This window comes from Bradyrhizobium sp. 154 (assembly GCF_023073875.1).
Taxonomy (GTDB): domain Bacteria; phylum Pseudomonadota; class Alphaproteobacteria; order Rhizobiales; family Xanthobacteraceae; genus Bradyrhizobium.
In genome coordinates this window covers 19,901-32,785 of sequence record NZ_JADPKG010000020.1, presented here as the reverse complement: position 1 = coordinate 32,785, position 12,885 = coordinate 19,901, and the positions used below count along the sequence as shown (strand labels likewise).

The window sequence follows — 12,885 nt, the reverse complement described above, 5'->3', positions numbered from 1 at the left end:
TCCGGACTTGCGCGCAAGTGGCGCGCAATCGGGAACGGCATCGAAGTTGAAAGCAAACGAGGCTGCGGCACCTCGCGACCACCGCAGCCTCTTATCGTCCGCGCGCTATTTCTTGCTGTAGCTGATGCGATAGATCGCGCCGGCCCAGTCGTCGGCCACAAGGATCGAGCCGTCCTTGGCAAGAAGGATGTCGTTGGGACGGCCGAGATAGCCCTGATCGCCCTCGAGCCAGCCGGAGGCGAAGATTTCCTGCTTGGGATTCTTGCCGTCAGGCCCGACGATCACGCGCACGATGCGTGCGCCCTGGTACTTGTGCCTATTCCAGGAGCCGTGCTCGGCGATCAGGATATTGTTCTTGTACTCGGCGGGGAATTGGTCGCCGGTATAGAATTTCATGCCGAGCGGAGCGACATGCGCGCCGAGATTCAGCACCGGCGGCGTGAACTCGGAGCATTTATGACCCATCGCGAACTTGTCATCAGGCAAATTACCCTGGTGGCAATAGGGATAACCGAAATGCTCACCGATCCTGTTGATCATGTTCAGCTTGTCTGAGGGCAGATCATCGCTGATCCAGTCGCGCGCGTTCTCGGTGAACCAGTATTTGCCGGTTCGCGGATCGACGTCCCCGCCGACCGAGTTGCGGACGCCGAGCGCCCAGATCTCGGCATTGCCGGTCTTGGGATCGACGCGCCGGATCTGCGAGACGCTGGTCGGCGGGATGCCGACATTGAAGGGCGGCCCGAACGGCAGGAAGAACCAGCCATCCTTGTCGACCGCGATATATTTCCAGCCATGCGCGGCATAGGACGGCATGTCGTCATAGACGACCTTGCCCTCGCCGAGATTGTCGAGCTTGGCTTCGGCGTCGTCATAGCGGATCAGCTTGTCGACGGCGATGACGTAGAGCGCGCCGTCCTTGAAGGCAAGACCGGTGGGCATGTTCAGGCCCTTGAGGACGGTCTTGACCTCCTTCTTTCCGTTGTTGTCCTTGATGGCATAGACGTTGCCGAGGCCGAACGAGCCGACGAACAGCGTGCCCTTGTCGCCCCAGGCCATCTGCCGCGCGGCCAGCACGCCGGAAGCATAGACCTCGATCTTGAAGCCCGGCGGCAGCTTGATCTTCTTGACGATGTTAGCGAGCTCGGTGTCGGAAGCGCCGGTCGGCGGACCCGATGGCGGCGCAAGGCCCTTCTGCGCCTCGGTCTCGTCGCCGAGGAACCAGTCATCCGGCGGATGGGTCCAGAACTCCTTGGTACCGGATTCGTATTTCTTCAGCGCCCGGTTCTTGTCCTGCTGTTGCGCATTGCCAGCGCTAGACCCTGCGAGAAGGGCAACGGCTGCAAGCGCCAACACGGATCGATGGAACATCGATGTCATCGCGTCACTCCCCAAAGGCAGCCGTCAGGGCTGCAATTTATTTTATTTTGCTAGTCGAGAGGCGAAGTTTGGAGTCTGCCGGGAGGCAGACGCAAAAAGCTAGCACATCTGCGAGCGCTGAGAAGGGCATCGCATGCACTGCGGTTGCACTCCGGAAAAATTGAGACGGAATGTCAATGAGGGGCGAACGGCGCGATGCCAACGCTCTCGCTGCAACGCGGAATCGATATCGCGCGTGACCATTTTCAGGCGGCGCGAGGGGCGGACATCCAAAAAATGCGAAAACAACCCCATGCACAGTAGATCGGCTCAGGCCAGCCTGCGCTCGGCGACACCGGACAGACAGTTGAAGCATCGAGCAAAATTGCGGTAAGCGCGCTTACGGGTCGACGGGGTAGAGCCCATCGTCGAACTCCGCCTCATGATAGCCTTTCGACCCGATCTCGCGTGCCAGCGCGCTGCGGAAATCGCGGCCATCATGCAGGCTGCGCAGCACATGCGCGAAGTCGAATTCAGGCCGCCAGCCCAGCTCGCGCCGCGCGCGTTCGTTGACATAAACGCGATCGATCGCGGGGAAGAGGCGCCAGCCGCGCGCCGCATAGAGCTGCACGCAATCCGGATAGAGCTCGCGCACGACACCGGCAGCATCGCGCGCGAGCGCCGCGAGATGGCGTTGCTCGAACGGGCTCGTGGCCGCTTGTGCAGCGTCGCAGTGTGAATCACCGCGGTGACGCCCGCCATCTGGCGCCGCACGAAGCCTGGGTCGGCGATCGATCCGACCGCGTCGGTGAAGGAAGATGGCTTCAGATCGACCCCGCGCGCAGGCAATCCGCGCCCCCGCAGCGTCCGGAGAATGGCCTCCCCAAGGTGGCCCGCGCTGCCGGTGACCAGAATCGTCATGTGAGACCCAATGCAGTCGCCGGCGGCGTGGAAAACCACGGCCCGGCCCGGTTCGGCTGGATGCTCTGGGAAAAATTGGAGCGGGCGAAGGGGCTCGAACCCTCGACCCCGACCTTGGCAAGGTCGTGCTCTACCACTGAGCTACACCCGCATCCTGTGTCGGTCGCGTGACGCGCCGGCAACGGCTGTCGTATGCCAAAAGCGGAAGGGGAATGCAACAGCTACAGGCGGCATAGATTCGCAGTCGGAGGCCCCATATGGACGCTGAATGCGACCAAATCGCCCGAAAGCGCCCCGGAACCGGCGAATCAAGGCACCTGGATTGAAATTCGGCCCATTCGGCCCAATTTAGGAGCCGACACCAAGCATATGCATCGGCGGCGTGTTAAAGAGCCGCCATTCCAGACATGACGAGGGGATCCCGTGACGATCATCGACCAGGGTAACGGAGCGGCGGGCCCGGCTGCCGCCGATCTGATCAAGGACACCACCACCCAGACTTTCGTGAAGGACGTCATCGAGGAATCGAAGCGCCAGCCGGTGCTGATCGATTTCTGGGCGGAGTGGTGTGGCCCCTGCAAGCAGCTCACCCCGATCCTGGAAAAGGCGGTCAAGGCGGCCAAGGGCAAGGTCAAGCTGGTCAAGATGAACATCGACCAGCACCCGGCGATTCCGGGGCAGATGGGCATCCAGTCGATTCCGGCGGTGATCGCCTTTGTCAACGGCCAGCCAGCCGACGGCTTCATGGGTGCGGTGCCCGAGAGCCAGCTCAATGCCTTCATCGAGCGGCTGACCAAGGGCGTCACCGCGCCGGGCGAGGTCAACGTCGCCGAGATCGTGCAGGAGGCCGAGGCCGTGCTCGCCGAGGGCGACACGGCTGCGGCCGCGCAGATCTATGCCGAGGCGCTCCAGCATGATTCGACCAACATCGCGGCGCTTGCGGGCCTTGCAAAGTGCTACGCCGTCTCCGGCGCGATGGAACAGGCCAAGCAGACGCTGGCCATGGTGCCGGAATCCAAGCGCAACGATCCCGCCGTGAAAGCCGTGCAGACCACGATCGACCTCGCCGAGCAGGCGGAAGCGCTGGGACCGGTGGCCGAGTTGGAACAGAAAGTCGCCGCAAACCCGCTCGATCATCAGGCCCGATTCGATCTCGCCACCGCGCTCAACGCGCAAGGCAATCGCCCGGCCGCCACCGAGCAGTTGCTCGAGATCATCAAGCGCGACCGCAAATGGAACGACGACGGCGCCCGCAAGCAGCTGGTGCAGTTCTTCGAGGCCTGGGGCGGCACGGATGATGCAACCGTCGAGGGACGCAAGCGTTTGTCGACGATCCTGTTTTCGTAGGGCGTGCTGGCAACGCCAGGGGGACCGGGCAGATGCCGATCAACATCGAATATCGCGGGCCCGCCGACCTTCCGGAGGTCATTCCGGTATTTCCGCTGCCGGGTGCGCTGCTGCTGCCGCGGGGCCAGATGCCGCTCAACATCTTCGAGCCGCGCTATCTCGCGATGGTCGACGATTCCTTCCGCGACGGCCATCGCCTGATCGGCATGATCCAGCCTGATGTGGCGCACTCGCCGAAGAATTCCGACAAGCCGGCGCTGTTCCGCGTCGGCTGCGTCGGCCGCATCACCCAGCTCGCTGAATCCGGTGATGGCCGCTACATCCTCGAGCTCACCGGCGTCTCGCGCTTCAAGGTGGTCGAGGAGCTCGACGTGCTGACCGCCTACCGGCAATGCAAGGTGGATTTCTTCGCCTTCGTCGACGATTTCACCGCGCGTATGGGCGAGGACCAGGTCGATCGCGAAGCCCTGCTGGCGGTGCTGGCGGACTTCCTGAAGGCTAACAACCTCAAGGTCGACTGGGAGGGCGTCGAGAGCGCGCCCAACGAGGCGCTGGTCAACGCGCTGGCGATGATGTCGCCCTACGGACCCGCGGAAAAGCAGGCCATGCTGGAGGCGCCTGACTTAAAGACCCGCGCCGAGATCCTGATCGCGGTCACCGAAATGGATCTCGCCAAGAAGCGCACCAGCGGCGATCCGCCGCTGCAGTGAGAACACCTACGCGGCACGGACAGCCGCTTCGGCTTCGGCCTTCCGCTGGGCCACCTCCGGGATCCTCGAGGCCTGCATTGGCGGGCTGAAATAGTAGCCCTGCGCCTCGACACAGCCTTGTTCGCGCAGGATGTCCAGTTGCTCGGCGGCTTCGACGCCTTCAGCGGTCGTCGTCTTGCCGAGGCTGACCGCGAACGCCACGACGGCACGGGCGATCCGATGCGCCTCTTCGCTTTTGCTGGACAGCTCGCTGACGAAGCTGCGGTCGATCTTGATCTTGTCGAATGGAAATTTCTGCAGAAAGCTCAGCGATGAATAGCCCGTGCCGAAATCGTCGAGGGCAATTCGCACGCCGAGCTCGCGCAGCTGCCCAAGCGCTGCGAACACCGCGTCGCTGTCGTGCATGATGACGGTTTCGGTGACCTCGAGCTCGAGCCGGTGCGGCGCAATCTCCGAGGTCGCCAGGGCGCCGACAATGATGGAGACGAGCTCCTTGCTCCTGAACTGAGCGGGAGAGAGATTGATTGCGATCATCAGATCGGAAGGCCACTTGGCTGCCTCAGTGCAGGCAGCTCTCAAGACCCATTCGCCCAGGGGCAGGATCAAGCCGGTTTCCTCCGCAAGCGGAATGAATTCGGCAGGCGAGACCAGACCGCGCTCCGGATGGTGCCACCGCAATAACGCCTCATAGCCGCAGGTTTGGCCGGTCTCCACACTCACAAATGGCTGGTAGTGGAGCTCGAATTCGCCCCGCGCAAGCGCTCTGCGCATGTCCTTTTCCAGGTTGCGGCGGACATGCATGAGCTGGTCCAGCTCCGGTTCGAAGAAGCGGAATGCGCCGCGTCCGCCACTCTTTGCCGCGTACAGAGCAAGGTCTGCGCTCTTGAGGATGACGTCGGAATCAGCCCCGTCGCGGGGCCCGATGGCGATCCCAATGCTGGCGCCCACGGTGACTTGATGATCGCCAAGGTCAAAGGGTTCGCAGAGCGCAGCCTTGATCGTCTCGGCGAACGAGGCCGCATCCACGACGGGATTTGTAACATAGTCCACGACGGCGAACTCATCGCCACCCAGTCGGGCAATCAAGGTGGTTTCCCGGCTGCACTCCCGCAAACGCGTCGCGGCCGCACGCAGCAGCGAGTCGCCCGCCGGATGTCCGAGCGTGTCATTGACCTCCTTGAAGCGGTCGAGATCGATCATGAGGACCGCCAGATGGCGAGCTCCATTGCGCGTCTCGGCGAAGGCCTGCTCCAAACGCGCTCTCAGCAGCACGCGATTTGGCAACTCCGTCAGCGCGTCGTGCTGCGCCATATAGGTAATCTTGGCTTCGGACCGGCGTTGCTCCGTGACATCGAGATGCGTTGCCACCCATCCGCCACCAGCCATCGGCTGTCTCGTCACGCAAATCAACCGGCCATCAGCGAATTCGTCGATTCGGCTCGAGACCGCATTGACTGGCAAAGCATCGAGCTTCGAGATCAGTTGCTCGGCGGCAATGTCGCTTGCGTCGCTTTTGAGTGTACCGCTGATGATGCGATGCCTGATGATGTCGCGGTGCGAGGTTCCCGCGCGCAGCAATTCCGGCGGCAGCCGATACAGATTGGCGTAACGCTCGTTGCAGATGACCAGCCTCTTCTCGGCATCGAACATGCAAAGGCCTTCGACCATGTGGTTGATGGCCGTGTCCAGCCTCAGCTTCTGTTCCTGTAGCTCCTGCTGCGAGTCTTCGAGCTGCTGCCGTGCGTCCGAAAGCTGGCTGATGATCCCTTCGAACTTCACGGTTCTGCTTGCCAGGCGACGATCGGCCACCACGCCGATCAGGCTCATGCCCAGCACGGAGAGTGCTACACCGGCGATAGCCAGCGCGAGCACGGCCGGAGAAAGCGATAGGACACCTGTCGCACGCATTGGGTCCGGCGTGATTTGCACGGCACCCATGGCCGTGAAGTGATGCGATACGATGGCAAGGGTCAGCAGGACCGCCGCCGCGAGCGTGCCGCGGTAGTTCTGGTACCTGATCGCCACAGCCAAGGCCGCATAGCCGAGGCACATGCCGAGAGTGATCGAGACGAGCACGAGGTCCGGCGACCAGGCGACGCGACCCGGCACTTCAAGGGCCCACATGCCGAGATAGTGCATGCTGGCAATGCCGCCGCCGATGATGACGCCGCCGGCCGCTGCGCGCCACCGGCCGGAATCGCCGAGCGCAACACTGAAGCCCCCCGACGTCAGCAGCATTGCCGTAGCCAGTGAGAGCGTCGTCAGCACGATTCCATAACCGGTCGGGACGCCAGGCTCATAGGCGAGCATCGCAACGAAATGGGTTGCCCAGATTCCGTATCCGATCGCAGCGCCAGCAATGGCGATCCAGATCAACCGTGATCTCGCGCGCGCAGCGATCGCGCGATGGAAGATACTGATCGCAACGATACTCGCGACGAAACAGACCAGGCCAGCCAGCAGGACCAACCGCCAATCATGCTCGACGGTAAGGCAGGAAAAAACGCGGAACATCCAATATCGCTCCATCGTCAATAGTGTCGATGGTGAACGGGCTAAACGTCGTTCGCGTTAATTTTGTGCAACGCCTGATTGCATGCTTACCGTGACGTTAATGCTTCCTGCGCAATTCGATTTTGCCGAGCATTGCGCATGCGTCACACCGCCATCGCGCCCAAGGAGAGCGAAGGAGACCTGCAAGGATCGGCAACAAGCCCTAGAGGCGATTGCGGATGCGCTTGCGTCCGGTGAACATCGCGCGGATCAGGTTCTCGCGCTGGAGCGTCCCCATCAGCACCACGCCGAGCACGTGCAGCACGACCAGGATGATGACGGCGTCCGATGAATAATGGTGGGTATCCTCGACCCACCAGACGCCGAAAAAAGTGACGGTCACCGACATCGCGCCCGTGATCGTCGACACCGCGAGCGAAGCCAGCAGCGCCACCAGCATCAAGGTGCCGGCAGGATTGAGTCCGATATAGCGGCCGGTGATGCCGCGGCGCAGGTTCCAGAGATAGCCGGGCGCCGCGCGAAGTCTGACCCCGACCATCCGGAAGCGCGAATAACGGCCTCCTATGAAGCCCCAGACCAGTCGGAAGCCAAGTAGGCCGATGACCGTATAGCCCACGATGCGGTGCAGGCCGTCATAGACGGTCGGCGTGAACCACGCGATCAGAACCGAGGTCGCGAGAAGCCAGTGCCAGAGCCGCAGCGGGAGGTCCCAGACCGCGACCGCCCGCGAAGCAGTTCGATCCGCGGGGGTCCCGTTGGACACCCCGCGCGCTTGTGGCATCGCTTCTGCCATCAATTCCGCTTCACTTTGCGCAAGTCATTTGGCGCGAGTCACTTGGCGCAGACTACTTCGCGCAAGTCATTTGGCAATCGTATGCTTCAGGCTGAGATCTTCGGGGCTGTAGAACAGCTCGTAGAGCTTGCCTTCCTTGACGCCGTACACCTCGTAGCACGAGCCTTCGATCTTGGAGCGCCGCACCTCGTAGCCCAGCGCCTTCGCCTTGGCTTCGGCCTCGCTGGCCGGCTTCCATGACGCCTTGTCGAGCTTGGTGCAGTCCTTGAAACCGTCGGCCATGACCGCCGATCCCGTACCAATCCCGATCGTCAGTGCAATGGCAACAACTCGAATGACCTTCACGAACGTCTCCTCCTCTGTCGTGTGCGCTGTGTGCTCAGCGCGAAGCGCAGCCGAAGGAAGCAAAGGCGAAGGTGAAGTCAATCCGGTTTGGGGTGACCAATCTTAGATTTGTTCTAATGGTCGCCAAAAGATCAGCGCTCTCCGCATGCAACGCGCATTTGAAGTGCGGCTGCGGCCTTACGCCTCACGGGCCAAACGCGAGCGCCGCTAGTAGCCGGCAACCGCAAGCGCCACCACAGTGCCCATGCCGACCCAGCCAAAGTGGCGGCCGCGCGTCGCGAGGGCGTTGGCGAGTGCCGCGCAGCCGAACACGACGGCGAGTGTGACGACGATCCAGTGCCGGGCGAGGTTCGACTGCATCAAGGGTGCCGCGAGCAGCAGCACGCCGCCGCCGATCCAGGCCACCGTGCCGGCCTGCCACACCAAGCGGATCAGCGTACGAAGGCGCGGCGGCTCGATTGTGGCACGAGCGAACACCTTGGTCTCGCCGAGCATGCCGTGGATCAGCGCCAGCACGATCGCGGCAGCGCCGGAGCATTGCAGCAGGAGATCGCGCATGACGGAAACTCCGATCTATCCAGTGGCCATACAGGTGTGTATGGTATGGACCCGCGCACGGTGACCTGTCAATACACTCGTGTATGGTCCTGATCATCGGGAACTCGCCATGACCGAACAGCTCGCCGCCGACGACTGGATCAAACAGGGGCTGAAGGCGCTCGCCAGAAGCGGCTTCACGGCGCTGAAGGCCGATCCGCTCGCCAAGGCCATGGGCGTGTCGCGCGGCAGCTTTTATTGGCATTTTGCCGATCTCGGCGCCTTCCACGCGGCCTTGCTGAAGCGCTGGCGCGAGATCGCGGCCGAGCAGATCATCGCCGATGTCGAGGCTGGCAGTGACGAACCGCTGACGGCGCTGTTGCGAAGATCTTTCAGCGCGCGGCTCGACCTCGAGCGCGCCGTGCGCAACTGGGCGGCGTTCGATGCGGCCGCGCAAGGCGCAGTCCGTGCGATCGACCGCCGCAGGCTCGATTATATCGAGGCGCTGCTGAAGAAGCGGGGACTCGACCCGGCGATGGCGCAGGCGCGCTCGCAGATCCTGTACTGGAGCTTTCTCGGCTTCGCGTTATCGGGCACGCCCGTGCCGCAGGCGCGGCTCCAGGCCCTGCTCGACGAGCTCTTGCGGATGATGTCCGCTTAGGCCGCGATGGGCGGATGCGAATTTCTGTGCTAGAGGCAATCCGACTGCCGGAGACCATCATGAACGCGCCCACCGAACGCCCCGAAGCCAGCGTCGATCCGAAGCTGCTGGAGATTCTGGTTTGCCCGTTGACCAAGGGCCCGCTGGAGTTCGATTCTGCCAAGCAGGAGCTGATCTCGCGCAGCGCCAAGCTCGCTTACCCGATCCGCGACGGCATCCCGATCATGCTGCCGGAAGAGGCGCGCAAGATCGATTGAAGTCACGGCACGTATCCCGGCTGGAGCGCGATGGCTTCACCACATTCTTGATGTCGTCCCGGCCTAGCGCGCAATTGCGTGCGGGGGGCCAGGATCCATAACCACAAAGGGAGTTATGGCGCGAAGCTGGTAACTCCAAGCCCGCAAATCATTGCTGCGGCGTATAGTCCCGGATCTGCGCGCGCTCAGAGCGCGCTTGTCCGGACGATGAAGAGAGGGTGGGGCGAGCGCTCTTGAAACCTCCGCCTACAACGCTTCGCCCTTCAACAAACGCGGCACTTCACCGGTCAAGCCGGCGGCCTGTCGGATGAAGAGATTCTTAAGCGGCGGGGCGCGGTCGACGAGGCCGAGGCCGATATCGCGCAACGAGCGCAGGAGCGTCGATTGGTTGGAGAACAGGAAGTTCAGCGAGTTGGTGGCGACGCCCATCGCCATGGTGTCGAAGCGGCGCCAGCGCTGGTAACGTTCGAGCACATCGACGCTGCCGAGATCCATGCCGAGACGCGCGGCATCGACCACCACCTCGGCCAGCGCGGCGACATCCTTCAGTCCCATGTTGAGGCCTTGGCCCGCGATCGGATGGATGACATGAGCGGCGTCGCCGACCAGCGCCAGACGCTCGGCGATGAAGGAGCGCGCGACGAAATAGGACAGCGGGAACGCACGCGGCGTGTCGAGTGCCTTGACCTCGCCGAGATGCAGACCGAAGCGCTGCTCGAGCTCGCCGTGAAATTCCGCCTCGCTCAGCGCGATGATGCGTGCGGCTTCGCTGCGGCGCTCGGTCCACACCAGCGAGGAGCGTTTGCCGGATAGGGGCAAAATCGCGAACGGACCGGCCGGCAGAAAATGCTCCTCGGCGCGGCCCTCGTGATCGCGCTCGTGCCCGACGGTGACGACGATGCCGGACTGGTCATATTCCCAGCCATGGGTAGCGATGCCGGCGCGCTCGCGCAGCTTGGATCTGGCGCCATCCGCGGCGACCAGCAGGCTTGCGGCGATCACGCTGCCGTCGCCGAGCGTCACGTCGATGCCTTCGGAACGCGCGTCGTACGAGGCGACAATGGTGGCACGCAGATCGATGCCCTCGGCCTCCGCACGCACCACCAGTGCATCGATCAGGCGACGGTTTTCGACCATATGCGCGAAGGGCTCGCCCGGCGCGACATCGCCGGCGAAATTCAGGAACACCGGACGCGTCGCGTCCTCCAGCTTGGAATCGGTGACGACCATGTCGAGGATCGGCTGCGCCTCGCCCCTGACATCGTCCCAAGCGCCGATCGCCTCGAACAGCCGGCGGCAAGCCGCCACGATCGCAGTTGCGCGCGGATCGCGGCTTGGACGCATGCTGAGCGCGGGATCGGCGACGATGACGGGAATCTCGGGCCCGAGCCCCTGGCGCAGCGCCAGCGCCAGCGCCAGCCCTGCAAACGCGCCGCCGCCAATGACAATGCTCCCCTGTACCGACATACCCGACTTTCCCGGCCAATTCCTGGACTTGCTAGCAGACTTGAGGTGGGCGAAACAGTGCGGTGAAACAAGGGCGGAACGGCAATCGTTCCGTCAGCCGGAGCGCGCGCGAGCGCGAACCCGGAATCCGGAGGTTATCGGCTCGGGATTCCGGGGCATCGCTGTCGCGATGCCCGAAATGACGAGGCACTCGAAAGCAGCAGCATGTCCAAAGGCCTGATCGACCTCATTTCAATCCTCGACCTCGAACAGCTCGAGGTGAACCTGTTCCGCGGCAACAGCCCAAAAACGAGCTGGCAGCGGGTGTTCGGCGGCCAAGTGATCGGACAGGCGATGGTGGCGGCCTGCCGCACCGTCGAGGGCCGGCTGCCGCATTCGCTGCATTGCTATTTCATTCTGCCGGGCGACCCGCAGATCCCGATCATCTACCAGGTCGAGCGCCTGCGCGATGGCAAGAGCTACTCGACGCGCCGCGTCACCGCGATCCAGCACGGCAACGCGATCTTCTCGATCATGGTATCGTTCCACGCCGAGGAGGAGAGTGCGTTCGATCATCAGGACAAGATGCCCGACGTCCCGCCGCCGGAAAAGCTCACGGCGGAGGAGGTGGCGAAGCAGCCGATGTTCAAGGAGATGCCGGAGTTCATCCGCCGCTATTATGAATCCGATCGTCCGATCGAGTTGCGCCCGGTCGAGCTCGGCCGTTATTTCGGCCAGAAGATCGACGATGGCCGCATTCACGTCTGGATCAAGACGGCTGCGAAACTGCCCGACGATCCGGCACTGCACATGTGTGCGCTCGCCTATGCCTCGGACTTTTCGCTGCTGGATGCGATCATGGCGCGCTATGGCCGCACGCTGTTCGACAAGCGCATGATGCCAGCGAGTCTCGACCACGCGATGTGGTTTCACCGCCCGTTCCGCGCCGACGAGTGGCTGCTCTACGCTCAGGATTCGCCGAGCGCACAAGGCGGCCGCGGCCTGACCCGCGGCTCGATCTTCAAGCCCGACGGCACGCTGGTGGCCTCCGTCGCGCAGGAAGGCTCGGTGCGCGAGCGGAGGGCGTGATAGCTTAGAGCGAGCCGCGCGGAGCGAGCTCGGTCTGCGATGCAAACCAGTTCATGATCCAGCGATACACCCACGGGATCGGGATGATGAAGCTGCACAGGATCACGGCCACGATTCCACGCCACAGAATGTCAAGGCCGCTGCCCTTGAAGACGATTTCGCGCCGCGTGCCTTCGACGCTGCGGCAGAACCAGCGCATCTGCGCCGCGGCGACCCAGGCCCAGCCGATGATGGTGATGATCGAGACCGCGAACAGCAGGCTCCAGCCGATATAGGCCCAGATCGAGCCGGTGAAGCTCAGGCCCAGCGGCTGCCCGTTGGAGGCGAGGTTCGCGACCATCCATTTGATCAGCAGCCAGTAGAGAACGATCTGGACGATGAACAGCAGGTTGCTCAAGATCTCGCTGCCGATGAAGGAGATGGCGATCGCCAGGACGATGAAGCCGAAAAACCAGGGCACCAGCGTCATCGCATTGCCGGTGAAGCTGAGGTTCGGACGCCCCGGGACGTTCACGCAGGACACGATCCATTGCGTGTACCAGACGAACACCCACGGCGCTGGCAGGACGAAGATCATTCCGATCAGCAAGACGATGCTGCGCCAGGTGAACTCGAGGATGCCGAAATCGACCGAAAGTGATCCTCCACCTGCGCCATCATAGCCGCCAGCGTGAGCATATCCGCCGGCCGGCATCATCGGCGGCGCGGCGCCGCCGCGGACCAGGCCAGGAATTTCGGCGGCCTTCTGCCAGCCGGCCATGCCCTCGGTCCACACCAGCGTGTCTGGGCGCACGATTCCTTGGGCGACGAGGTCGCGAAATTGCCCCTCCGGAAAGGGCCCCTGCTGCTTGCCCTCGGATGCGTAGAACCAACTCGCCATGTAGCCGTCCCCCTCGAACATACTTA

General features: G+C 63.1%; 12 protein-coding genes, 1 tRNA gene and 1 pseudogene. 5 read left to right on the top strand and 9 right to left on the bottom strand.

Annotated elements, in window-relative coordinates; translation table 11 throughout:
• Positions 1-105: 105 nt before the first annotated feature.
• From IVA92_RS01705 to IVA92_RS01695, 3 genes and pseudogenes are all read right to left on the bottom strand, one after another.
• Positions 106-1,380: a PQQ-dependent sugar dehydrogenase gene (locus IVA92_RS01705; protein ID WP_247279981.1), complete on the bottom strand. Its 1,275-nt coding sequence runs from the start codon at positions 1,378-1,380 to the stop codon at positions 106-108.
• 379 nt (positions 1,381-1,759) lie between these two features.
• A pseudogene (locus tag IVA92_RS01700) lies at positions 1,760-2,280 on the bottom strand (hypothetical protein).
• Positions 2,281-2,356: 76 nt separating this feature from the next.
• A tRNA-Gly gene (locus IVA92_RS01695) sits at positions 2,357-2,431 on the bottom strand.
• A gap of 272 nt (positions 2,432-2,703) precedes the next feature.
• On the opposite strand from IVA92_RS01695, the gene trxA reads away from it, so the two are divergent.
• Together trxA and IVA92_RS01685 are read left to right on the top strand one after the other, a co-directional pair.
• Positions 2,704-3,627 (top strand): thioredoxin, encoded by a 924-nt coding sequence (trxA, locus tag IVA92_RS01690; RefSeq protein WP_247279980.1) that lies wholly within the window; start codon positions 2,704-2,706, stop codon positions 3,625-3,627.
• Between the two features lie 32 nt (positions 3,628-3,659).
• Complete coding sequence (locus IVA92_RS01685) at positions 3,660-4,337, top strand: LON peptidase substrate-binding domain-containing protein (RefSeq protein ID WP_247279979.1); 678 nt, start codon at positions 3,660-3,662, stop codon at positions 4,335-4,337.
• Positions 4,338-4,343: 6 nt separating this feature from the next.
• On the opposite strand, the gene IVA92_RS01680 is transcribed toward IVA92_RS01685, so the two are convergent.
• The 4 genes from IVA92_RS01680 to IVA92_RS01665 all read right to left on the bottom strand — a co-directional run bounded on the left by IVA92_RS01680 (position 4,344) and on the right by IVA92_RS01665 (position 8,547).
• Positions 4,344-6,851: an EAL domain-containing protein gene (locus tag IVA92_RS01680; protein WP_247279978.1), complete on the bottom strand. Its 2,508-nt coding sequence runs from the start codon at positions 6,849-6,851 to the stop codon at positions 4,344-4,346.
• A 202-nt stretch (positions 6,852-7,053) separates the two neighbouring features.
• On the bottom strand, positions 7,054-7,647 hold the full coding sequence (locus tag IVA92_RS01675; RefSeq protein ID WP_247279977.1) for a cytochrome b/b6 domain-containing protein: 594 nt from the start codon (positions 7,645-7,647) through the stop codon (positions 7,054-7,056).
• Positions 7,648-7,710: 63 nt separating this feature from the next.
• Positions 7,711-7,989 (bottom strand): PepSY domain-containing protein, encoded by a 279-nt coding sequence (locus IVA92_RS01670; RefSeq protein WP_247279976.1) that lies wholly within the window; start codon positions 7,987-7,989, stop codon positions 7,711-7,713.
• Positions 7,990-8,196: 207 nt separating this feature from the next.
• A complete protein-coding gene (locus IVA92_RS01665; RefSeq protein ID WP_247279975.1) occupies positions 8,197-8,547 on the bottom strand; it encodes a hypothetical protein in 351 nt (116 codons plus the stop codon).
• A 109-nt stretch (positions 8,548-8,656) separates the two neighbouring features.
• Here IVA92_RS01665 and IVA92_RS01660 point away from each other — a divergent pair, with 109 nt between their 5' ends.
• Together IVA92_RS01660 and IVA92_RS01655 are read left to right on the top strand one after the other, a co-directional pair.
• Positions 8,657-9,187 carry a TetR/AcrR family transcriptional regulator gene (locus tag IVA92_RS01660; protein WP_247279974.1) on the top strand — a complete coding sequence of 177 codons (531 nt, stop codon included), beginning with the start codon at positions 8,657-8,659 and terminating at the stop codon, positions 9,185-9,187.
• 59 nt (positions 9,188-9,246) lie between these two features.
• Positions 9,247-9,444, top strand: coding sequence for a Trm112 family protein (locus tag IVA92_RS01655; protein WP_007598651.1), 198 nt, complete (start codon positions 9,247-9,249; stop codon positions 9,442-9,444).
• A gap of 246 nt (positions 9,445-9,690) precedes the next feature.
• Here IVA92_RS01655 and IVA92_RS01650 read toward each other — a convergent pair whose 3' ends face one another.
• Positions 9,691-10,911, bottom strand: a complete 1,221-nt coding sequence (locus IVA92_RS01650; RefSeq protein WP_247279973.1) for a ubiquinone biosynthesis hydroxylase — start codon at positions 10,909-10,911, stop codon at positions 9,691-9,693.
• Between the two features lie 204 nt (positions 10,912-11,115).
• Between IVA92_RS01650 and tesB the strand changes: the two genes are divergently transcribed.
• Complete coding sequence (gene tesB / locus IVA92_RS01645; RefSeq protein WP_247279972.1) at positions 11,116-11,979, top strand: acyl-CoA thioesterase II; 864 nt, start codon at positions 11,116-11,118, stop codon at positions 11,977-11,979.
• A 4-nt stretch (positions 11,980-11,983) separates the two neighbouring features.
• On the opposite strand, the gene IVA92_RS01640 is transcribed toward tesB, so the two are convergent.
• The gene (locus tag IVA92_RS01640) at positions 11,984-12,859 is read right to left on the bottom strand and encodes a DUF4339 domain-containing protein (RefSeq protein ID WP_247279971.1); all 876 of its coding nucleotides are present in this window, start codon (positions 12,857-12,859) and stop codon (positions 11,984-11,986) included.
• Positions 12,860-12,885: the final 26 nt, after the last annotated feature.